Annotated in this window: 19 protein-coding genes; 14 read left to right on the top strand and 5 right to left on the bottom strand. The window is 26.3% G+C overall.

Translation table 11 applies throughout. The features are described from left to right. Positions 1-35: 35 nt before the first annotated feature. Positions 36-1,334 (bottom strand): D-alanyl-D-alanine carboxypeptidase family protein, encoded by a 1,299-nt coding sequence (locus ACQPVP_RS08180; protein ID WP_430848925.1) that lies wholly within the window; start codon positions 1,332-1,334, stop codon positions 36-38. A gap of 167 nt (positions 1,335-1,501) precedes the next feature. On the opposite strand from ACQPVP_RS08180, the gene ACQPVP_RS08175 reads away from it, so the two are divergent. Beyond that, complete coding sequence (locus ACQPVP_RS08175) at positions 1,502-2,245, top strand: polysaccharide deacetylase family protein (RefSeq protein WP_430849126.1); 744 nt, start codon at positions 1,502-1,504, stop codon at positions 2,243-2,245. A gap of 32 nt (positions 2,246-2,277) precedes the next feature. On the opposite strand, the gene ACQPVP_RS08170 is transcribed toward ACQPVP_RS08175, so the two are convergent. Both ACQPVP_RS08170 and ACQPVP_RS08165 read right to left on the bottom strand, forming a co-directional pair. Continuing rightward, complete coding sequence (locus ACQPVP_RS08170; RefSeq protein WP_430848923.1) at positions 2,278-3,003, bottom strand: type 1 glutamine amidotransferase; 726 nt, start codon at positions 3,001-3,003, stop codon at positions 2,278-2,280. 16 nt (positions 3,004-3,019) lie between these two features. Then, positions 3,020-4,378 (bottom strand): MurT ligase domain-containing protein, encoded by a 1,359-nt coding sequence (locus ACQPVP_RS08165; protein ID WP_430848921.1) that lies wholly within the window; start codon positions 4,376-4,378, stop codon positions 3,020-3,022. A gap of 164 nt (positions 4,379-4,542) precedes the next feature. Between ACQPVP_RS08165 and ACQPVP_RS08160 the strand changes: the two genes are divergently transcribed. From ACQPVP_RS08160 to ACQPVP_RS08140, 5 genes are all read left to right on the top strand, one after another. Further along, the gene (locus tag ACQPVP_RS08160) at positions 4,543-5,466 is read left to right on the top strand and encodes a lysophospholipase (protein WP_430848919.1); all 924 of its coding nucleotides are present in this window, start codon (positions 4,543-4,545) and stop codon (positions 5,464-5,466) included. 132 nt (positions 5,467-5,598) lie between these two features. Further along, positions 5,599-7,515 (top strand): ATP-binding protein, encoded by a 1,917-nt coding sequence (locus ACQPVP_RS08155; RefSeq protein ID WP_430848917.1) that lies wholly within the window; start codon positions 5,599-5,601, stop codon positions 7,513-7,515. Between the two features lie 18 nt (positions 7,516-7,533). Next, positions 7,534-9,546: an ATP-binding protein gene (locus ACQPVP_RS08150; RefSeq protein WP_430848915.1), complete on the top strand. Its 2,013-nt coding sequence runs from the start codon at positions 7,534-7,536 to the stop codon at positions 9,544-9,546. Positions 9,547-9,606: 60 nt separating this feature from the next. Next, positions 9,607-10,101, top strand: coding sequence for a TspO/MBR family protein (locus tag ACQPVP_RS08145; RefSeq protein ID WP_430848913.1), 495 nt, complete (start codon positions 9,607-9,609; stop codon positions 10,099-10,101). A 69-nt stretch (positions 10,102-10,170) separates the two neighbouring features. Next, positions 10,171-12,123, top strand: coding sequence for a DNA topoisomerase (locus ACQPVP_RS08140; protein ID WP_430849124.1), 1,953 nt, complete (start codon positions 10,171-10,173; stop codon positions 12,121-12,123). 183 nt (positions 12,124-12,306) lie between these two features. Here ACQPVP_RS08140 and ACQPVP_RS08135 read toward each other — a convergent pair whose 3' ends face one another. Together ACQPVP_RS08135 and ACQPVP_RS08130 are read right to left on the bottom strand one after the other, a co-directional pair. Continuing rightward, positions 12,307-13,011 carry an LrgB family protein gene (locus tag ACQPVP_RS08135; protein WP_430848911.1) on the bottom strand — a complete coding sequence of 235 codons (705 nt, stop codon included), beginning with the start codon at positions 13,009-13,011 and terminating at the stop codon, positions 12,307-12,309. 9 nt (positions 13,012-13,020) lie between these two features. Beyond that, entirely contained in the window at positions 13,021-13,386 is a 366-nt protein-coding gene (locus ACQPVP_RS08130) for a CidA/LrgA family protein (protein ID WP_430848909.1), read from the bottom strand. A gap of 194 nt (positions 13,387-13,580) precedes the next feature. Between ACQPVP_RS08130 and ACQPVP_RS08125 the strand changes: the two genes are divergently transcribed. The 8 genes from ACQPVP_RS08125 to ACQPVP_RS08090 all read left to right on the top strand — a co-directional run bounded on the left by ACQPVP_RS08125 (position 13,581) and on the right by ACQPVP_RS08090 (position 22,888). Then, positions 13,581-14,609, top strand: a complete 1,029-nt coding sequence (locus tag ACQPVP_RS08125; RefSeq protein WP_430848907.1) for an ABC transporter substrate-binding protein — start codon at positions 13,581-13,583, stop codon at positions 14,607-14,609. A gap of 78 nt (positions 14,610-14,687) precedes the next feature. Next, the gene (locus ACQPVP_RS08120) at positions 14,688-15,455 is read left to right on the top strand and encodes an ABC transporter ATP-binding protein (protein WP_430848905.1); all 768 of its coding nucleotides are present in this window, start codon (positions 14,688-14,690) and stop codon (positions 15,453-15,455) included. After that, complete coding sequence (locus ACQPVP_RS08115; protein ID WP_430848903.1) at positions 15,448-16,236, top strand: ABC transporter permease; 789 nt, start codon at positions 15,448-15,450, stop codon at positions 16,234-16,236. The genes ACQPVP_RS08120 and ACQPVP_RS08115 overlap by 8 nt, the downstream gene beginning before the upstream one ends. A 154-nt stretch (positions 16,237-16,390) precedes the next feature. Next, positions 16,391-18,235: a tetratricopeptide repeat protein gene (locus tag ACQPVP_RS08110; RefSeq protein WP_430848901.1), complete on the top strand. Its 1,845-nt coding sequence runs from the start codon at positions 16,391-16,393 to the stop codon at positions 18,233-18,235. A gap of 161 nt (positions 18,236-18,396) precedes the next feature. Further along, the gene (locus ACQPVP_RS08105) at positions 18,397-19,287 is read left to right on the top strand and encodes an undecaprenyl-diphosphate phosphatase (RefSeq protein WP_430848899.1); all 891 of its coding nucleotides are present in this window, start codon (positions 18,397-18,399) and stop codon (positions 19,285-19,287) included. Between the two features lie 399 nt (positions 19,288-19,686). Further along, positions 19,687-20,787 carry a 6-phosphofructokinase gene (locus ACQPVP_RS08100; protein WP_430848897.1) on the top strand — a complete coding sequence of 367 codons (1,101 nt, stop codon included), beginning with the start codon at positions 19,687-19,689 and terminating at the stop codon, positions 20,785-20,787. 132 nt (positions 20,788-20,919) lie between these two features. Then, on the top strand, positions 20,920-21,699 hold the full coding sequence (locus ACQPVP_RS08095; protein ID WP_430848895.1) for a serine hydrolase: 780 nt from the start codon (positions 20,920-20,922) through the stop codon (positions 21,697-21,699). Between the two features lie 196 nt (positions 21,700-21,895). Further along, positions 21,896-22,888, top strand: a complete 993-nt coding sequence (locus ACQPVP_RS08090; protein WP_430848893.1) for a LysM peptidoglycan-binding domain-containing protein — start codon at positions 21,896-21,898, stop codon at positions 22,886-22,888. Positions 22,889-22,993 lie beyond the last annotated feature (105 nt).

Here is a 22,993-nt window from a genome sequence, read left to right as displayed (position 1 = left end):
GTTTTTAAAATAAAATTATTATTTATTCGTAATTTCTAATAGTATCTTCTTCTACTTTTTCTTTTTTTAGTATTAATTATTTTAATAATTAATACTACTAGAACTACTACTATAACTAAAATTAATAATGATAATAAGTATAATGGTAAATTAGCCTTTATAAGCTCCATAGATGAAATTTTAATTGTTCCAGTAATATCTTGAGAATAACCAGGCGTTGAATAAGTTAATGTAACTTCTTTGTTACCACTTAATTTCCATGCATCTTTTATATTACCATTATATGATATAGCTGCATTTTCATCATTAAAATCATTTTTATAGTATTCTACATCTTCAGTTAAGTATATTGGAGCAGTTATTTGTTTTTCAGCACCAAAAAATTTAAAAGTTTTATAAGTTAGGTCCACAGTACCTACTTCATCACCAGAATTTTTATATATATCTTTCTCTAAAGAGTAGCTATAATCAGCTATTTTTTCTGTATCTTCAAATACATTTAAGCCAGTTGAACCATATTCTGATTTTAAAACTACAGTAACTAAGTCTCTACCATCTTTTTCAAAGAAACCAACGAAACAGTGCCCTGCTAAAGTTTCAGTACCAGTCTTTCCACCAATATTTCCATCTTTACCAAGAATTTTATTTCTAGATTCGATAATTATTGGAGAGCCAGATAGGTTAATACTAGTTTCAATATTCTTAGGGGACATGGTTTCTTTAATCCAATCATTTTTAAATGCTTCAATAGCAATTTTAGCTAAGTCATAAGCTGTAGTTTGATTTATTGTTGTATTAGTTGGATTTAAAGGATCTTCTTCTAGGCCAGAAGGGTTTTCAAAATGAGTATTTGTAAGCCCTAGTTCAGAAGCCTTTTCATTCATCATATTAACAAAATTATCAACTGTTCCTCCTACGGATTCTGCCATTAAGTATGCAGCATCATTAGCAGAATAAATAAGTACAGCCTTCATTGTATCATCAGCAGAAATTGTATCTCCAGCATGTAATGATACATAATTATTTAATGCAGTTTCTGTTACCTTTAAGACATTATCAGAAAAAGTTAAAACATCTGTTTTAGACTTATTTTCTGAAAATAGTAATGCAGTCATCAATTTAGTAGTACTTGCTGGTGATAGCTTCACATCTGCATTTTTAGAATAAATAACTTCTCCAGTATCAATATCCATAGTTATGGCAGCTTCGCCCATAATTTCTGGAGTTTGAATATTTGTCTCTTGTGCACTAACTTTATTAGCAATAGGAGCTAATAATGAAACTGAAAGAGCAAATGCTAGCGTTTTTAATAAGTGTTTTACTTTCAAGTTCATCTCCCCATTTCATTAGAATTTCAATTATGTATACGACTTAAACACTGTTTACAGTATATCATCTAAAATAAATAATAACAATATTTTATACATATGTTAAGTAGTTTAAATTATATATAATATAAAATTAATAATTGCATAAAATAAAACTGACGTAAGGAGGTGTTATTATAATAAAGTTTAAAAAATTTTTCATATTCTTTCTTTTAATTTTCAGTATTAATTATATCCAAGTTTCGGCTATATATACAGAATTTTCTGAGAAGACAGTCTATATAACTTTTGATGATGGGCCATCTATAAAGATAACAAAAGATATTATAGATATATTGAATGAGAATAATATTAAAGCAAGTTTCTTTGTAGTAGGAGGTTCAGCTAGTATATATCCATATTTATTAAAAGATTTGGATAATAATAGAATGTGCATAATGCCTCATTGTAATGTTCATGATTATAGAAGTATATATAAAAGTGAAAATGAATATTTTAAAGATTTAGAAGCTTGCAAGAAAAATATAGAAGATATTATAGGAAAGAAGAAAATGAATTTTATAAGAATGCCAGGAGGGTCTGATAATCAGATGTGTGAAAAGGAGGTTTTATCTAATATAAAAAAAAGAATCATAGAAAATGGAGAAAATTATATAGATTGGACAATAGCAGTTGGAGATACAGAGTCAGATGGAGTTTCTTCAGATTTTTTAAAGTCAAGAGTAAGAGATGAAGGTGGCTTATATAATGTAGAAATAGTACTTATGCATGATTTAGGTGGTAAAAAAGTAACAGTTGAGGCCTTGCAAGATATAATTAACTTTTACAAAGAAAGAGGATATGTCTTTAAAACTTTATATGAAATAGAGCCTTGGGAAATACAATATCTTAAAGAAATTAATGTTTTAAATAAATAAAATGGCAAGATAGATTAATCTTGCCATTTTATTTATTTCTTTTCTAACTTATCTATTATTACTTTTTTGGCTTTAAGTTCTAAAGCATCATCTAAAGGAGTTAGGTCGATATCTCCATATTTTTTAGTTAATGCAATTTTTAGAAATCTATCAGCTAATTCAGGGTTCTTTGATAGAAGAGAACCATGGAAGTAGGTACAGTAAGTATTTTTATATATACATCCTTCATATCCGTCCTCTCCGTTATTACCATAACCATGAAGGCATTTACCTAGAGGTTTTAGATTATTTATATAGGTTCTTCCAGAATGGTTTTCAAAGCCTACGTAAGTTTCGTTAAACTCTTCATTATAAATTACAGTATTACCTATAAAACGTTTTTCTCCACCTTCTGTATATATATCTAAGATTCCAAGACCTTCAATTTTTTCTCCATTAGGAGCTATATAATAATTACCTAAAAGTTGATATCCACCACAAATTGCAATAACTACTTTTTCATTTTCTATATATTTTTGTAAAGCAGTTTTCTTTATATTTTTTAAATCATCAGATACTATTGATTGTTCAAAATCTTGCCCACCACCAAAAAATAAGATATCCGTATTTTCTGAATCGAATTTATCATTTAATGATGAGTTTATTATATTAACCTTTATTCCTCTTTCTTCAGCTCTATGTTTTAGTATTAATATATTACCAACATCGCCATATACATTAAGTAAGTCAGGATAAAGATGACAAATATTTAATTCCATTTAATAGACTCCTTTCTTACCAAAGCTTTTTAATATAACCTTTTGAGTATAGGTATTTTCTATAATTAATCATTGCAGTATAAGTAGCAAGAATATATATTTTATTATTTTTACCACATTTAATTTTTTCAGTTAGTAATTGGAAGCTTTCTTCAATTATGAAATTTTCCTTATTTAATCCAGCAACTTTAAGTCTTACTGCCATATCGTAACATCTAATACCAGAAATAAATATTTCATCTATATTCAAATCATGAAGCTTTTCGAAATCAACATCCCAAATCCAAGAAACATCAGTACCGTCTGCATAATTATCATTTAATAAAAATGCAGCAGCAAAGTTATCCTTATTTAAGCAAAGAGTATCTAAAGCTTGATTATATCCAGCTGGATTTTTAACTAATATAATTTTAACATCTTTTCCATCAATATTTAAAGACTCTTGTCTTCCAAAACTTGAATCTTGATTTTGTAATGATTTTTTTATTGAATTATCATCAATTTCAAGCTCCTTAGCAATAGAGTATGCACATAAAGCATTATAAATATTATAAACTCCTGATTGACTTATAGTAACTTCTAAGTCATTTAATTTAACAGTAGAGCTATTTGGAGTTAATTCTAATATTTCATTTACAGCATACTTTAACTCAGCTCTTTTAAATCCACAGCCTGTACAGTAAAAATCACCTAAGTGATTATATGTAATATGATTATATTTATAAGGAGACTTACAGAACTTACAGAACTTTGCATCTGCATTAACATCGATATTTTTATTTTCGTTTATTTTTGCATTAAAACCATAAAATACAGTTTTATTAGGAAGATCAAGTTTACCTAATAGAGATTCATCACCATTTAAAGCTAATGTGGTACTTGGTGAAAGTTTGATACCCTCTAAGATTTTACTTAGAGTAGTGTATACTTCGCCATACCTATCTAATTGATCTCTAAAAAGATTAGTTACTGTAATTATTTCTGGAGAAATATATTCAGTAATATATTTTAGGTTTGCTTCATCTACTTCAATAATTGCATAAGAATCTTTAGGCGTACTAAAGAATTTGTAATTATCAATAAATGTTGTTACTATACCAGGGAAAAGATTGGCACCGGTATTATTTGTAATTACTTCTTTTCCACTTTCTTTTACTATATTGTATATCATGCTTGTTGTTGTAGTTTTACCATTAGTTCCTGTAACTAAAACTACCTTGTAACCTTTTGATACTTTTTTTAGTATATTTTTATCTATTTTTAAGGCCACTTTTCCTGGAAATGTCGTTCCCCCTTTTAGTATTGTTTTTGTTAGAAAAATTGTTAATTTTGAAGCTATAATGCTTACTATAGATTTAATACTAATCTTCTTCACCACCTTATAATACTTATCCAATATTATGTACAATAATATTAAGAGATAATCAAAATTAAAATAATTTTTGATTTTTACTATGAATAGTATATCATAACTTTATATACTTAAAAATAAAGTTATGATAAGATTTTATTAAGAATATTATAAAGGAGAGTATTTAAGTGGAAAAACATAATTTCACCAATAAAGAAGGTTCGATTATAACTTATTACAAATGGGGAAACAATGATAGTCCTAAGGCTATAATTCAAATTGTACATGGAATGTCTGAGTGGGTAGGAAGATATGATTATTTTGCAAATAAATTAGTTAATGAAGGATATATAGTTTATGGTCATGATCATAGTGGACATGGTAATAGTTCTAAGAGTGTAAATTACTTAGGTTATATAAGTGAGAATAATAGATTTTATACTATGTTAGAAGATATTAAAACTTTAAATGATATTATTAAGAATGAAAATAGAAATGTTCCAGTTGTTTTATTTGGACATAGTATGGGCTCTTTTTTAAGTCAAAGGTATCTAGAGGAGTATGGAGATAGTATAGATGCATTAATACTATCTGGTAGCAATGGAAAACCAAAATCATTTACTAAGTTGGGATTATTAGTTTGTAGAAATGAAATGCGAATAAAAGGTAAAGGCAATAGAAGTAAACTTATGGATAAGCTATCCTTTGGAGGGTTTAATTCAAGTGTAAAAAATCCAGATACTGATTTTGACTGGTTATGTGGAAATTTAGATGAAGTAAATAAGTATATTGAAGATGAATTTTGTGGATTTATTTATCCAACAGAATTTTATTATGATTTAATAAATGGACTTTGGGATATTCATAAAGATGAAAATTTAGAAAAAGTTAAGAAGTTAAATATACCAATTTTTATTTTTGCAGGAGATAGGGATCCAGTAGGTTATTTAGGAAAGGGTATTATTAATTTATATAATACATATAAAAAAATAGGAGTTAAGGATTTAGAATATAAATTATATAAAGATGGTAGGCACGAAATGTTAAACGAAGATAATAAAGATGAAGTTATATCAGATTTATTATCTTGGTTAAAAAAACATGAGTTTTAAAACAAAAAGGAGGATTATATCCTCTTTTTTTGCTTATTTTATATTAATATACAAAAGTTTACAATTATATTCACAGAATTAAAAAAATGATGTAAAATTATGTAGTGATTATATTTGGGTGAGGGGAAAAGCGTGGATTATAATAATTTTAAAGAAAAAATTTATTATATGAATTTAAGAGATGTATTAATGTATATTTTTATTACTACGATAACATTTTTATTAGTAATTATAATAGCATTATTCAATAAAGAAATAGCACATGATTTAACAGGACTAATAGGATTAATAATGGCAATGGTTTTACTTATGTTTGCAATTCATTTAAAGAGTTTAACTAATAGAAATATATATGGATTGTTTCAGATATTTCTTCTTATAAATTGCATTATTTATCTAGTCTACCTAACTCCTTATGGACAATTTATATCTTTTAAATCATTTCTAGAAAAATTAGGTTATAACAAAATTTATAGTATTAGATATATGAACATTATTATGATTTATTATATGATAGCTAAGTATAGAAAACAAGAAAATGCAAGTAAAATTATTTATATTGAATATACATTTTTACTTATAGTATCTAGTGTTATAGCTTATTTACGTAATGTATATTCATGGTTACCAATATCGATAATACATATGTTGTTATTAGTGATGTTTATTTTATTTGCTTATAAAAATATATATTATTTTGAATTTAGGGTAAATGAAAAGATAGACTTATTAAAGTTAAATGTATTTTTAGCATTAATTACTTTCTTATTAAAATTAGTGTCAAAAATATTTAATATACATGAAATAAACATTATTGCTAGTGCAATTATGCAAATAGTATTTATATCTACATTGATATCTATAATATTTAATATATCCAAAGAAAACTATAATTTTGTTTTTAAAGAAACTATAGATACAAGTAAGTATCTTGAATCTATAAATAGGAAAATAATAAAAAATAATAATAAACTAGAGGAAACATACAATAAGTTAAAAGATAGACAAAGATTATATAAGAGCTTTTTAGGAAGTTTACCTAATCCAATAGTAATAGTAAATCATAATCTTAGGATTTCTTATTGTAATTCAAAGTTTATATGTGAAATAGGAAAGAAGAATATTAAAGAAGTTGTAAATAGAAGAATAGATAATTACATTGATTTTAATTTGGATTTGAAAAATGTAGTATTAGATGATGAAGGACCACAAACAGCTACTATAGATATTAATGCAAAAAAAGTTGAAGTAAGATTTTTTCATTTAGATAATGATGAAAAAGAATGTATAATGTTATTTAAAGATTTGGCAGAAGAAACAAAATTATCTACTATGAGGGAAGAACTTGAAAGTATTAGGCTTAGAGAAGAAATAAAGAAAAACTTTTTATCTAATATATCTCATGATATTAAGATACCAGTTAATGTTATATATTCAGCTATTCAATTAGAAAAAATATTAATTTCAAATAATGATATTAAAAAGATGAAGGATTATAACGAAATTAGTAAAGAAAATTGTTTTATACTTACAAAATTCACTAATAATTTAATTGATATAAGTAAAATTGATTCTGAAAATCTAGAAGCTAATATGATTTTAGATAATATAGTTGAATTCATTGAAGAGTATTTAGTTTCCTTAACACCTTATATTAATAATAGTGGTATTGATGTTATATTTGATACTGATGAAGAAGAAATATATATATATTTTGATAAAGAGATGATGCAGAGGGTGGTACTAAACTTGGTATCAAATTCTATTAAATTTACTAATCCTGGGGGAGTAATTTCTATAAATATAAAAAATTCCTTAAATACTGTTTTTATTGAAGTTAAGGATAATGGTTCAGGAATGAGCAAGGAGTTTATAAATAAAGCATTTAATAAATATGAAATGGAGAATAGATCTAGAATGAATAATCCAACTGGATCTGGTGTAGGATTATTTGTTGTATATAATTTAATTAAAGCACAAAATGGGAATATAGAAATTAATAGTGAGGTAGATAAAGGTACTACGTTCATTATACATTTAAATAAGTGAAGGGTGTTTGTGTAATATATGATTAAAGGGATGATTAATTATAGGTATAGAGGATTAATGGCTCATATGTTTGCTCCTATAATTTTAGTTCTTACTATACTTAAAATAATTTTTAATATGACTGAAGAATATATTTCTATAACTAGAATATTATGTTTATCTATATCGGTATTAATTTTTATTATAAGTATAGTTAAGGTTAATAACAAAGAAAAAGGTATTTTAAGGTATTATGGGGCAGGTTGCTTTTTTATATCTATACTAAGATTTATTGATATAGAAGTATCTAAGTACATAATGAATATAAATATTATTATGACTTTTACACAACTTATAACTTATTTAGAATTATTGAATAGTATTTTAAGCATATACTTTTATTACAAAAATTATTCACTTAAAAGATTAAATTCTATATTCATTATATTAATACCTATAGGTTACTTTATATTGATAAATGAAGGGAAAGTATTATATTATCTATCGTGGATATGTACAAATATAAAAGGAATAATAATAAATCAAATAGCAATATTTATCCTATTTATTATAGTATTAAATTTATATAGGAAGATTGGAACTAAAGAAAAAGATAATTGGATTGTTTTTTTTAGTTTTTTAATACTATTAAGTAATTCTTTTTCCTGTATTTCAAGAATACTTAACTTAGAATTAACATTTTTAATATGGCTTACTAAATTATTAGCATATTTTATAGCATATAATAAGTTTGAGGAAAGTTTATTATTTAATGCATACTCCAGTGCATATGAAAATTTGAATAAAGCGAAAGAAACTAAAAAGAACTTAAATAAAAACTTGAAAAGAAGGGAAAAAGAATTAAAGGAGCTAAACCTAGTATTAGAAAAAAGTGAGAAGAAGTATTATGATGTTGTACATGCTTTTTCTAAAGGCTTATTACTTTTTGAAAATGATATATTAACATATTCCAATAATTATGAAGAAACTTATTATAATGAAAATGATGAATTTAATTTTGAAGGAAAGTTTTTTACACTTAATAGTATTTTAAATAAAATTACTGGCAATGAATATCCAAATGAAATGGATATAAATGAATTTACAACTGAAATAGAAATAACAAACACAGATGATGAAAAAAGGGTTATTGAAATATATTTGATGAAAATCTATGGAAATAAAAAAATTCTTGTGTTTAATGATATTACTGAAATATTCAATAAAAGAGAAGAAATAATAAAAATAGAAAATAAAATTACTGAAGAAAATATAAAAGAGGAGTTTTACTCCAATATATCCCATGAGTTAAGAACTCCTATTAATGTAATTTATTCTGCATTACAATTAAATGATATATATTTACAAAATAAAGAATTAAATAAAATAAGCAAGAACAATGATATTATTAGACAAAATTGCTTAAGACTTATTAGGACTATAAATAATTTTATAGATAGTAATAAGCTTTCAGAAGGTTATTTAGATATGGATTGTAAATATTATAATTTAGTAGATATAATTGAAAATGTTGTTTTATCTTGTGATTTTTATATGAAGCTTAAGAAAACGAACTTAATATATGATCCACAATATGAAGAAATATATTTATATTGTGATAAAAATCATATAGAAAGGATAATGCTTAATATTTTATCAAATTCATTGAAATATGGAAAAGAAAATGGAAATATTTATGTCACAGTTAAAATATATAGAAATGAAAAAATAATAATAGAAGTAACGAATGATGCAGAAGCGATTCCAGAGGATAAAAGAAATGTTATTTTTGATAAATTTACAAAAGTAAATACTTCTTTAAATAGGCCTTCTGAAGGAAGCGGTTTAGGGCTTTATTTAACAAAGGGACTAGTTGAACTTCATAGCGGAGAAATTAGTATTAGTGCAGGAAGAGAATATGGGAATATATTCAAAATAGTATTACCATATAACAAATCTATAGAAGAAAATATTACTTTGAAAAATAATAATATAGAGATTAATGAGTTACAACAAAAAATAGATATTGAGTTTTCTGATATTTATTTTTAATAACATAACTTAATTATTTAATGCATATATAATAAGGAATATTTTATAGGGGTGCATTATATGAAAAAAAAATTAAAAAGCAATGTTAGAATTATTCCTTTAATAGTAAATATATTAATTCCGATACTAGGATCAGTTATTGTGGGGTATATAAATAGAAATTCTATTGATACATATAGATCATTAAAAAAGTTTTTTTTAACTCCTCCAGATATAGTATTCATAATAGTTTGGGAATTATTATATTTATTAATGGGGATTGCTGCATATAGAATCTATATTAAAAATAAATCATCTGTAGATGATAATGGTGCCTACTTTTTTTATTTAATTCAACTTATATTAAATTTTATGTGGAGTTTTATCTTTTTTACATTCAGATTATATGGAATTTCATTTTTATGGATAATATTATTATTTATATTTGTTTTAATAACTTTCATAAAATTTATAAAAATAGATATAAAAGCTGGACTTTTACTGATTCCATATATACTGTGGCTTATTTATGCAGGAGTTCTTAACTACTTTATATGGTTTTTTAATGAAATGTAAATAAATTTGTAGTATAATAAAAATAGACCTTCTTATGAAGGTTTATTTTTGTTTAGAAAGGAAGTTTCTATGGGAAAAACTTTATTTATTGCAGAAAAACCTTCAGTAGCAATGGAATTTGTTAAGCTACTAAATGTAAAGGGAAAAAGAAATAATGGATATATAGAAGGTGAAAGAAGCATATTTACTTGGTGTGTTGGGCATATGGTAACAATGAGTTATCCAGAAGTTTATGATGAAAAATTAAAATTTTGGAGTTTAAGAGACTTACCTTTTTTACCAAAAGAATATAAGTATGAAGTTATTCCTTCAGCATCTGCTCAATTTAATGTAGTTAGTAGATTAATGAATAGAGATGATGTGGAGACAATTTATGTCTGTACCGACTCAGGACGAGAAGGAGAGTATATATATAGACTTGTTGACGATATGGCGGGAAATCCTAAAAAGATAAAGAAAAGAGTATGGATAGACTCACAAACAGAAGAGGAAATAAAAAGAGGTATAAAGGAGGCAAAGCCTTTAGAAGAATATGATTCATTAGCTCATTCAGCTTACTTAAGAGCTAAAGAGGATTATATTTTTGGTATAAATTTTTCAAGGCTTTTAACATTACAATATGGAAAAACCTTAGCTAATGCGCTTCAAAAGGATAAAAATGTAGTGGTAGCTGTTGGTAGAGTTATGACTTGTGTCCTTGGAATGGTTGTAGAAAGAGAAAGGGAAATTAGAGATTTTAAGAAAAAATCTTTTTATAAGATTTCTGGGAATTTTTCTAAGGAAAATGATAATGCTGAAATTATAGCTGATTGGAAAGCTCTAAGTGGTTCTGATTATTTTGAATCTCCTAAACTATATAGTGAAGTGGGTTTTAATAAAAAAGAAGATGCAGAGAATTTAATATCTAATCTAAGAGACCTTGGACATGGAATTATTAAAGAAGTTAAGAAAACTAAGGAAAAGAAAAATCCTCCATTGTTATATAACTTAGCAGAACTTCAAAATGAATGTACTAAAAGATTTAAAATTAGCCCAGATGAAACATTAAAGATAGTTCAAAATCTTTATGAAAAAAAGATGGTTACATATCCAAGAACTGATGCTAGGGTATTATCTACGGCTGTAGCAAAGGGCGTAAAGGGAAATATTATTAAACTTAAAAATATGCCTATTGGTGAGACCTTATCTAATGTGGCAAATGAGATATTAGAAAAGGATTATACAAAGGGAATATTAAAAAGCAAATATGTAGATGATAGCAAAATTACAGATCACTATGCCATAATACCAACTGGTGAGGGTAGAGATACTTTATTAAAATTACCTAATTTAGATAAACAAGTTTACTTTGTAATTTTGAAAAGATTTTTATCTATATTTTATCCCCCAGCTCAATACAGTAAAATGGCTATAACGATATTAGTGGGAAAAGAACACTTTATATTAAATAAAAAGATTTGTATTGATAAAGGATATTTAGTTATTCTTGGGAATGATAAGGAAGAAGTTGAAGAAGCATTTCCAGAGAATCTACGAAAAGGTACAGCAGTTAATATAAATGACTTAGAAATAAAAGAAGGGGAGACTTCACCACCTAAAAGATATACTACTGGATCAATGATTATAGCTATGGAAAACGCAGGTAAGCTTATTGAAGATGAAGAGCTTAGAGAGCATATAAAAGGAGCAGGAATAGGAACTTCTGCAACTAGAGCAGAAATACTTAAGAAGCTAATTAATATTGAATATATGCAAGCAAATAAGAAGACTCAAATTATAACTCCGACTAACCTTGGAGAAATGATTTATGAATCAATTAAAGTTTCTATACCTTCACTTTTAAATCCTTCACTAACAGCTTCTTGGGAAAAGGGATTAAAGCTTGTAAATGATAAAGAAATAGAACCAGAGGAATTTATGACTAAGCTTGAAGCTTATACAATAAAGAATACTGAAAGAGTATTAAAAGCTTCGAATATTGGTTTATTAAATACAAAGTTATTAAAAATCAAGAATAAATAGAAAATGGCTGTCCTAAAGATAGCCATTTTCTATTTATTCTTTAAATTAGTTATGCAAAGTAGTTTTTATAATTCTAAATAGAATAAGTAATTATTGCCTTAAGTTTGTAGAAGTAAATATTTTGAATTAGGGCAACTTGGAGCTTATAAAGGAAGAACTAATGTAACATATTTAGTTCTTCTTTTATTTTATAAATATTGATAATAATGCATAGCAAGCAGGAGCTAAAAATACTGTCATTATTCCTGCAATTCCTATTGATAATGAACTCATAGCCCCTTCAGTTTCACCTATTTCTAAAGCTTTTGTAGTTCCAAGAGCATGTGAAGATGTTCCTAGAGCTACTCCAACAGCAACTTTATCTGTTATTTTAAATATTTTACATAATACTGGCCCAATTACGGCTCCAATTATTCCAGATAGAATAATTGCTAAGACTGTAACAGGAGCTAAACCACCAAGTTGATTTGTAATTTCAATACCAATAGGTGTTGTAACAGATTTCGATAGTAAGGATATAGTTAATATTTTTTCTAAACCAAATATACTAGCTAATAATATTATAGAGGAAATACCTATAGTACTACCAAATAAAATACCTAAAACTATTGGAACTAAATGTTTTTTTAGTAATTGTAGCTGTTTATACAAGGGTACAGCTAAAACTACAGTTGCTGGGCCTAAAAACATATTTATAAAATCTCCACCTTTATTATACACATCTACATCAATATTAAAAATTAATAAAAAACTAATTACTAATGCAATTGCAATTAATAAAGGATTGAATAGAGGAAATTTAGTTTTTTTATAAATAAATAATCCTATTTCAAAAGCTATTAGTGAAATTATTACTCCAAATAAAATGTTTTCTGATAAAATTTCCATTATTCTTATTTATCCTTTCTTAATTTTATTACTTTTCATTTTTATTATAAATTGAACAATTAGTCCTGTGCTAATTATTACTATAGAAGTAGTAATAATACATAAGATTAAAATATATACTAAACTATCCTTTATAGAATCAAAGGATGATATTAAAGCCACTCCAGCAGGAATAAAGAAAAATGAAAGATGGTCTAAAAAGAAAGTGGATATATTTTCTATTTTTTCAACTTTAATAATTTTTGTACATAACAATATCAATAAAATAATCATTCCAATAATATTACCTGGCAATGGTAAGGAAAAACCTTTAGATATAAGCTCTCCTATTAAATATATACTAAGAACTATTATTGCTTCTCTAAAAATTTTCATTTATTTAACCTCCTTAAACTATCAATTAATAATTTATCACTATTGATTAGATATGTAAATGCAAAATAACATTTACATTTCAATAAAATTTATAAAATGTAAAAATTAATTATAATTTTTTGTTTTTTAACAAAATTTGATATTATCTCATATTATGAAGCATAGAGAAATTATAAATCTTTAAGGAGGTTTAAATGAAAAGTAAATTAATTAAAATTGCTTCAATAGTTGCTTTATTAGGAGTAGTATCTTTAAGTTTAGTTTCTTGTAATAAAAAAACTGTTGATACAGAAAAAAAATTAACTAAAGTTAGATTAAATGAGGTTGTACGATCAGTTTTCTATGCTCCAATGTATGTTGCAATAAATGAAGGATTTTTTGAAGAAGAAGGTATAGAAATAGATCTATCAACTGGACAAGGTGCAGATAAGACGATGCAACAAGTTTTGAGTAAGAATGCAGATATTGGTTTTGCAGGGCCTGAACAAACTATATACATTAATAATCAAGGCAGAGAGGATTATCCAATTATTTTTGCACAATTAACTCAAACTGATGGAGCCTTTATAGTTGGAAGAGAGGCAAATGAGGATTTTAAATGGACGGATTTAAAGGGGGCAGAAGTTATTGGTGGAAGACCTGGTGGAGTTCCTGAAATGGCTTTTGAGTATGCACTTAAGTTAAATGGATTAGATCCAAAAACAGACGTTAACTTGGTTACAAATATAGATTTTACAGCTACATCAGGAGCTTTTAAAGCAGGTACTGGTGAGTATGTAACTTTATTTGAGCCAACTGCATCAATGATTGAAAAAGAGGGTAGTGGACATATAGTTGCATCTATTGGTAAAGAAGTTGGAAATCTTCCATATACTGCTTTCTTTGCTACCAAGTCTTATATTGATGAAAATCCAGAAATAATACAAAGATTTACTAATGCAATATATAAAGGACAATTGTGGGTTGAATCTCATAGTAATGAAGAAATCGCTGATTCAATAATATCATTTTTCCCTGGAACTGATAAAGATATTATTATTTCAGTTGTAAAGAACTACAAAGATATTAATGCAATAGCAACTAAACCAACTATAGAAGAGGAAGATTTAAATAGACTTATGGATGTAATAGAAAGTTATGATAGCAGCTTGTTACCAGAAAGACCTTCTTTTGAAAAAATAGTAAACAATAGTTTTTCAGAAGAAGCAATGAAATCTAAGTAGTTTTGTTAAGCTAGCCCTATATAGGGCTAGCTTAGAAAAAAATAATTACTTTTACATAATTAGAAAGGAGGAAGGAAGATGAGTTTAATAAATATTTCTAACATAAGATTAACTTATCATTCTTTAAAGGGAGAAACTAAAGCAATAGATAATTTGAATTTTTCAATAAAAAAAGGAGAGTTTATAAGCATAATTGGTCCATCTGGTTGTGGAAAGTCAACTTTATTAAATATCATTAGTGGCTTATTAAAGCCATCAGATGGAAAGATTATTTATAATGATAAAGATATTAAAAATAGATTAGATAAAATGGGGTACATGTTTCAGAAAGATTATTTATTTGAATGGCTTTCAGTTAGAAGTAATGTCATGCTTGGACTAAAGATAAAGGGATTAGATACAGAAGAAAATATTAAAAGAACAGATAAGTTATTAGAAAATTATCAATTAGATAGGTTTAAAAATCATAAACCTTCAGAATTATCTGGTGGAATGAAACAAAGAGTTGCATTAATAAGAACACTTGCTTTAAATCCTGATGTACTACTGTTAGATGAACCATTTTCTGCTTTAGATTATCAGACCAGATTAAAAGTATGTGATGATGTTAAAGGGATAATTAAAAAAGAAGGTAAAACAGCCATAATGGTTACACATGATTTAGGGGAGGCAATAGCAACCTCTGATAGAATAATAGTTCTTACTAAAAGACCAGCAAAAGTTAAGTTAGATGTAAAAATTGATTTTAAAAATAAAGAAGCCACTCCTTTTCAAAGGCGAAAAGAGCCTGAGTTTAATGAATATTTTAATTTATTATGGAAGGAGCTTGACACAGTAAATGAGTAAGGAACATTTAGAATATATAAAAAAGGTAAAATTAGAGAGGTTAAAGATTACTATATTTAGAGTTGCTATATTGGTTGTATTTATAGTGTTATGGGAAATATTGGCACAATTAAAGATTTTAGATACCTTCTTGACTTCTAGTCCTATTAGAATAGTAGAGTCGTTAATTTCTTTTATTAAAGAGGGAACTTTATTTTCACATATATTAATAACCTGCTATGAAACAATATTAGGATTTACATTAGGAACAATATTAGGAGCAATAATTGCAGTTATATTATGGGCCTTTCCTTTTATATCAAAGGTATTAGATCCATATTTAGTAGTATTAAATGCATTACCTAAAGTAGCATTAGCTCCTATAGTTATATTTTGGGTAGGAAATGGTATTACTGCAATTATAGTTATAGCACTACTTATATCTATAGTAACAACTATTATAACAGTTTTAACTGGATTTAAAGAAGTTGATAAAGGAAAGTTAAAGCTTATGGAAACTTTGCAAGCAAATAAATTTCAAACCTTGCGTTATTTAGTTTTCCCAGCAAATATTCAAGTTATTATTTCAGCATTGAAAATAAATGTTGGATTATCATGGGTTGGAGTAATTATGGGAGAATTCTTAGTTGCGAGAAAGGGATTGGGATTTTTAATAGTTTATGGAGGACAAATATCTCAATTAGATATGGTTATGATGAGTATAGTGATACTTTCTATTATAGCCTTTATAATGTATAAAATAGTAGCAAAGATAGAAGATAAATTGAAGAGTATAAATTAAATAAGGAATAAAAAGCTAGTATTATTAAAAGTAGTATTAGCTTTTTAAATTTATATTAATATAATAGTAATAAAATATTAATTGTAAAAACTATAAATTTTTGATAGAATCAATATGTATAAAATCCTATGGATAGAGTAATTTGGAGGGAAATATGAAAGAAGTAAAAAAGCTTTTTTCTAAGTTCGATAAAGGTGTAAAATTGTTTATCAATAAAGTTAAAAGTGTATGTAAACCAGTTCACAGAAAGTTGAATAATATTTGTAAAAAAATAAGCAATAAATATAGACAGGTAAATTCAAAGAATAAATATATAGAACCAATAATAGTAATAAGTACTTCCTGCTTATTTGTTCTAATGATGATTTTAGGAATTAAGAATTTTACAACAGTAGAAGAAATAAGTATTACAAGTAATCAAGCAGAAAATTTATATTATGAAAATAAATATGATGAAGCTATTGAAGAATACAAAGAAATGCAAAATGAAGATAATTGGCCAATATGGACAGTTAAGATTGCAGATATATACTCTTTAAAGGGTGAAACTGATAAATCAAGTACCTTATTAAAAGAAGTCATAGTAAAAAGAGATAAGATAATAAATGATGAAGGATATGATAAAAATAAGGAAAGAGATTTAGAGTTAATTAATTTAATGCTATTTAGTTTTACATTAAATAAGCAATATGATGAAGCTATTTCCTTTGGAGAGCAATATATTAATGAATATGGAGAAAATAAGGACATACTTAAGACTTTATTTTTAGCATATGTTGCAAATAACCATACATATAAAGCAGAAGAAATTTCTGAAAATTATCCTTTAGATGAAGGTTCTGCATATGATATTTCAGAATTAGCAAGTATGAATATGATGGTTGATAGATGGGATAAAGGAATAGAATTGTTAAAAGATGCATGGACATTAGATAAAAATGAATTAAAAATATATAGTGTATTAGAAAGTATGTATTTATTTAATAAAGATTCTTTAATTAGTACACTAGAAGATAAATTACAAGAATCTAATGAGGATGCTTATAAAGTATTTTTAGCTAAAACATATTCAATGAGTAAAGATACTTCAAATAAAGGATTAGATATAATCAATGAATTAGATGATGAAGAAATAAATAATATAGGAACTGATTTAATTAATTATGAAATTAATAAGAATTTAAATAATGTAGATGAAGCAAGTGATTACTTAAATGGAGCTATAAGCAAATCTGAGGCTATAAATAAAGAATCGTACACTACATATTATTTATTATCTCTTAGAGCTATAAATAATGCTAAATATGATGAAGCATTAATTTATGCTAAAAAAAGTATTAATGCAAGTAGTAATAATGCTGATAGTTATGGGGTTTTAATACCACAGATATTAATTAATAAGCAAGAATTTAATTCTGTAGAATCTTATTATAGAACTGCATTACAAAAAGAACCTTATAACTATAAATTAATAAGAAATTTAGCGGATTATTATAATAGTGTTGTTTCTAATAATAATAAATCGAGATATTATTATGAACTTGCTTTAGATATAAGAAAAGATGATAGTAGCTTATATTTAAAAATATTTGATTTAGATATAAAAGAGGGAAAAACTGATGAAGCAATAGAAAAACTAGAGGAAGCTATTAAGTTAGATGAAGAAAACCCAGTTTATTATAGAACTTTAGGAGCTTTATATCTAGAACAAGGTCTTAATGAAGAAGGAATAGAGCTTATACGTAAAGCTTATTCAATGAATGAAAAAGATTCAATTACATTAAATAATGCAGGTTGGTATTATTTAATGGTGGAGAACGATATTGCAAGAGGTTATGAAAATATTAAAGGTGCTTATGATGATATGTCAGCATCTTTAGATGAGGATAGTAAAAAGATAATAATTGATAATTACAATAATGCAAAAAAAGTTTACCAAGAATTCTTAAGTAACGATTCTCAAGAGTTTGACCTTAGTGGAATTAAATTAATATATTAAAAGTGCTATTTAGCACTTTTTTTATATGTAATAAACTTTAAAAAGGTCTAGTAAAAATATAAAATAATAAAATTTTAATATTTTAAGTAATAGACAGTATTTGTTTATAAAGGTATAATAAACTTTGTTGTAAGAGATGAAGTGATAAGGGAGGAAAAGTAATGGGTTTAGATTTTATCTATATACTTAAAGCTATAATAATAGCAATAGTTGAAGGTCTTACAGAATTTGTACCGGTATCATCAACAGGTCATATGATATTAGTTGGAAGTTTAATTGGATTTAGGTCTGGAGCAGCTGGAGCTGCAGAGTTTGCTTCAATGTTTGAAGTTGTAATTCAGCTTGGTGCTATATTAGCTGTAGTAGTATTATATTGGAATAAGCTTTGGGGAGCAGTGGTAGATTTCTTTACTTTTATATTTTCAGGAGGAAAAAAAGGAGAATCAGGCTTTAAATTTGGAATTAATGTAATAATTGCTTCTATTCCAGCTTTAATAGTTGGACTAACTTTATATGATAATATAAAAGGATTATTTAAGCCTTCAGCAGTAGTTGTTGGATTTATAGTTGGTGGTATATTATTACTAGTTATAGAAAATAGATTTAGAAATAGAGTATCAAAAATAGGAAAAACTCCAACAACAGATGTATTTGAAATTACACCTGTTCAAGCTATAAAGGTGGGATTGTTCCAAGTTCTATCTATGTGGCCAGGAATGTCAAGAAGTGCTTCAACAATTATGGGTGGTTGGATAGCAGGGCTTTCAACACCAGTAGCAGCAGAATTTTCATTTTTCTTAGCAGTTCCAGCTATGGTTGGATCTTCTGCAATGGATTTAATTAACTTTGATTACTCAATAATGAACTCTACTTATATAGTAGCATTAATAGTTGGATTCTTAGTTGCTTTTATAGTGTCAATAGTTGTTATGGATATGTTTGTAAGCTACTTAAAGAAGAAACCTATGAGAATATTTGCTATATATAGAATAATTGCAGGTATAGTATTATTTGGATTATCTGTTGCTGGAATAGTAACATTAACTATATAAATAATAGGGTTTATAAAGCCCTATTATTTTTTTACTTTTAATTTTCTTATTCTATTTTTAGAAATTCTTTATTAAAATATACATATTACCATTAGGAACCAAGACTAATGAATATATTATTAGTTAAATAATACTGATTGATAATAGTTTTAGTAAAATATTATAAAGTACTAATAGGTTTTGTTATATATTTTCTAAATTAAAAAAATCTTAAAAATATAAATAAATTCACTTTTCAGCATAATATCTTTATGATATTATAAAGATGATAAGAAAAGCAAAGAAATGAAAACAATTGCACATAAAAAGAAGAAGAAATATTTTTTTTAATTAGAATTGACAGAAAATTTCAAAAGTATAGTCAATTTAACAGTAACTAAATGGGTAGGGGGAATTTTTATGACACAACAAATAAAAAAAATAGCATTACTAACAGGTGGTGGTGATTGTCCAGGGTTAAATGCAGTAATAAGAGCCGTAACGAGAACAGCTATATTAGATTATGATATGGAAGTAATAGGCTACAAGTTTGGTTATAGAGGATTATACAACAATGATTTTGTATCTCTAACATTAGACAGCGTTTCAGGAATACTCCATAGAGGAGGGACTATTTTATATAGTTCAAATAAAGATAATTTATTTGACTATTCAATTGAAGAAAATGGTGTTATGGTTAAAAAGGATGTTTCATATGTAGCGGTAGAAAATCTAAAAAAAGAGGGAGTAGACGTTTTAGTTGTAATTGGAGGCGATGGAACTTTAACTTCTGCAAGAGATTTTGCAAGAAAAGGTGTTAAGGTTATAGGAGTTCCTAAAACAATTGATAATGATTTAGCTTCTACAGATGTTACTTTTGGATTTAATACTGCTATAGATGTGGCTACAGAAGCTTTGGACAGGCTTCATACAACTGCAGAATCACATCATAGAGTTATGATTTGTGAAGTTATGGGTAGAGGTGCTGGATGGATTGCACTGGAATCAGGTATTGCAGGATCAGCAGATGTTATACTTTTACCTGAAATTCCATATGATATTAATAAGATTGTCGAAAAAGTTAAAGAAAGAGAAGATTCGGGAAAAAGGTTTAGTATAATAGTGGTTGCAGAAGGGGCTAAGCCTAAAGATGGAGAAGTGGTTGTTGCTAAGATTGTTGCTGATAGTCCAGATCCTATAAGATTAGGAGGAATAGGTAATAAATTAGCAAATGATTTAGAAAAATTATTACCTGATAAAGAGGTTAGATGCACTGTTCTTGGACATATCCAAAGAGGTGGAATAACATCAACATATGATAGAATTCTTTCAACTAGGTATGGGGTAGGAGCAGTTGAATTAATAAATCAAGAAAAATTTGGTGATATGGTTTGTTTAAAAGATGGTAAAATCTCAAGTGATAGCTTAGAAAATGTTATTGGTCAAAAATCAAAACTAGTTAATCCAGAAGGGGAACTAGTTCAAATTGCAAAGAAAATAGGAATTTCTTTTGCAGATTAGGGTATTATAAGTGGTGGAGATTTACTTCACCACCTTTTTGTCTAAATAATTATAATGAATACTTCAAAATTTTCTGACAATATGATATAATTGTAATAGGCAGAGAATACGGTAAGAAAGCTGGAGGGTATTATGAAAGAGATAAAGAAATATTTAGAATCAAGAATTGGAACATATGGATTTTTCTTTGAGGATTTAAAGAGTGGTTACATTTATGGGTACAATGAAAACGTTCAGATGATAGCAGCAGGTTGTATGAAATTGCCTATAGCTGTATCGTTAATAAAATCAGTTGAAGATAAGAAGATAGACTTTTTAGATAAGATAAAAATAGATGGTAAAGATAAGGTTTATGGGACAGGGATAATTCACGAATTTAATGAAAGAGAGTATACAGTTTTTGAATTATTAGTTGCAATGTTAATTCAAAGTGATAATACAGCTGCAAATAAAATTATTGACATAGTTGGTATGGATAATATCAATAGAGATATTAAAGCTATGGGATTAAAAAATACTGTTTTAAATAGAAAGACTACAGATGAAAGAAAATCTAAAGATGAAGTTGAAAATATGACATCAGCTTATGATCTTGCACAAGTATGGAAGAATTTATATAATGGAACATTCTTAAATGAAGATAATAGCCAAATGCTAATAGATATACTAATGAGACAGCAAATTAAAAATAAATTAGCTCTATATATTCCAGATGACTTGAAATATGAGATTTCTAGCAAAACTGGAGATAAAAATGGGGTAGAGAATGATACAGAATTAATTAGATTACCAAAAGGTAATTTTTCTTTCACAGTATTATCAATGGGAATACCTAATAGTGTGTATGGTACTGTAACTCTTGCAAAATCAGGAAAAATGATGTGGGATGAGGTTATCAATAATTGGCATTAAAATAGTAAGTCTTATAGCTCCTAGAATTCTAGGGGTTATTTTATTTTTAGAAAATTATAAGGGTTACTCTGTCAATGAAATTTAAATTTATAGATATTTTTCTAATTAAATAACATAATTTATTTTAATTAATATAATGAATATAGAAAGTAATTAAAAAGATAAATTATTATTAAAAACAAAGGTGGAATTTAGAGTGGAAAATATATATGGAATAGATGTAAGTGTATGGCAGGGTAATTTTAATTTTAGACAAGCTGTATCAGAAGGTGTTAAATTTTCGATATTAAGAGGTGCTTATAATATAAGTAAGGATACTAGATTTGAGGAGTACTATAACAATGCTAAAGCGGTGGGATTAAATGTTGGTGTTTATCAATATAGTATGGCAATATCTGCACAAGCGGCTTTAGAAGAAGCAAAATTTTTAGAAAAAAATGTTTTGATTAATAAGAAATTTGAACTCCCTATATATTTTGATATAGAGGATAATATTCATAAAAATTTAAGCAGAGAACAGGTTTCTAATATTGCAAAGGTTTGGCTAAATTATTTACAGGATAAAGGCTATTTTGTTGGAGTTTATTCAAGTAAGTATTTTTTAGAAACTTATTTGAATAATGAAATAAAGAATAATTATTCTATATGGGTTGCTCAATGGTCAGAAAAATGCACCTATCAAGGTCAATATGGAATGTGGCAATTTGGTGGAGAAACTAACTTGATTAGAAGCAATAAAGTTGCTGGAGTAGTCTGTGATCAAAATTATATGCTTGTAGATTATCCAAGTATTATATTAGAAAAAAAGATGAATGGTTATGGAACTTCAAATAATAATGGGGAAAGTAATTCCAATGAAAATAGCAATTCTATTTCTATAATAAATTATGTAGTTAAATCAGGAGATACATTATCAGAAATAGCACAAAATTATGGAACAACTTATCAAGAAATAGCAAGGTTAAATGGAATAAGCAACCCTAATTTAATATATCCAGGACAAGTTTTAAAAATACAAGTATCAAATAACAACTCTAATTCAGGTACGGTATATTATACTGTAAAATCAGGAGATACATTATCAGAAATAGCACAAAATTATGGAACAACTTATCAAGAAATAGCACGATTAAATGGAATAAGTAATTCTAATTTAATATATCCAGGACAAGTTTTAAAAATAAAATAGTAAAGATAGAATGGAGCTGTTTGTGCGACAGCTTTATTCTTAATATATAAATAGTTTCTTGACAATAGATATTATAAGTGTTATTCTAGTGAAAAGATAACCTTT

This window comes from Clostridium nigeriense (genome assembly GCF_050585265.1).
Classification (GTDB): domain Bacteria; phylum Bacillota; class Clostridia; order Clostridiales; family Clostridiaceae; genus Clostridium; species Clostridium nigeriense_B.
Note: the sequence above shows the minus strand (reverse complement) of the source record. Positions and strands in the feature narration are given on the sequence as shown.

Excerpts from the sequence above, each read along its gene's own strand:
- ACQPVP_RS08180 (WP_430848925.1), bottom strand. The coding sequence starts at position 1,334 with ATGAACTTGAAAGTAAAACACTTATTAAAAACGCTAGCATTTGCTCTT.
- ACQPVP_RS08170 (WP_430848923.1), bottom strand. The coding sequence starts at position 3,003 with ATGGAATTAAATATTTGTCATCTTTATCCTGACTTACTTAATGTATAT.
- ACQPVP_RS08150 (WP_430848915.1), top strand. The coding sequence starts at position 7,534 with ATGATTAAAGGGATGATTAATTATAGGTATAGAGGATTAATGGCTCAT.
- ACQPVP_RS08145 (WP_430848913.1), top strand. The coding sequence starts at position 9,607 with ATGAAAAAAAAATTAAAAAGCAATGTTAGAATTATTCCTTTAATAGTA.
- ACQPVP_RS08140 (WP_430849124.1), top strand. The coding sequence starts at position 10,171 with ATGGGAAAAACTTTATTTATTGCAGAAAAACCTTCAGTAGCAATGGAA.
- ACQPVP_RS08135 (WP_430848911.1), bottom strand. The coding sequence starts at position 13,011 with ATGGAAATTTTATCAGAAAACATTTTATTTGGAGTAATAATTTCACTA.
- ACQPVP_RS08130 (WP_430848909.1), bottom strand. The coding sequence starts at position 13,386 with ATGAAAATTTTTAGAGAAGCAATAATAGTTCTTAGTATATATTTAATA.
- ACQPVP_RS08125 (WP_430848907.1), top strand. The coding sequence starts at position 13,581 with ATGAAAAGTAAATTAATTAAAATTGCTTCAATAGTTGCTTTATTAGGA.
- ACQPVP_RS08120 (WP_430848905.1), top strand. The coding sequence starts at position 14,688 with ATGAGTTTAATAAATATTTCTAACATAAGATTAACTTATCATTCTTTA.
- ACQPVP_RS08115 (WP_430848903.1), top strand. The coding sequence starts at position 15,448 with ATGAGTAAGGAACATTTAGAATATATAAAAAAGGTAAAATTAGAGAGG.
- ACQPVP_RS08110 (WP_430848901.1), top strand. The coding sequence starts at position 16,391 with ATGAAAGAAGTAAAAAAGCTTTTTTCTAAGTTCGATAAAGGTGTAAAA.
- ACQPVP_RS08105 (WP_430848899.1), top strand. The coding sequence starts at position 18,397 with ATGGGTTTAGATTTTATCTATATACTTAAAGCTATAATAATAGCAATA.
- ACQPVP_RS08100 (WP_430848897.1), top strand. The coding sequence starts at position 19,687 with ATGACACAACAAATAAAAAAAATAGCATTACTAACAGGTGGTGGTGAT.
- ACQPVP_RS08095 (WP_430848895.1), top strand. The coding sequence starts at position 20,920 with ATGAAAGAGATAAAGAAATATTTAGAATCAAGAATTGGAACATATGGA.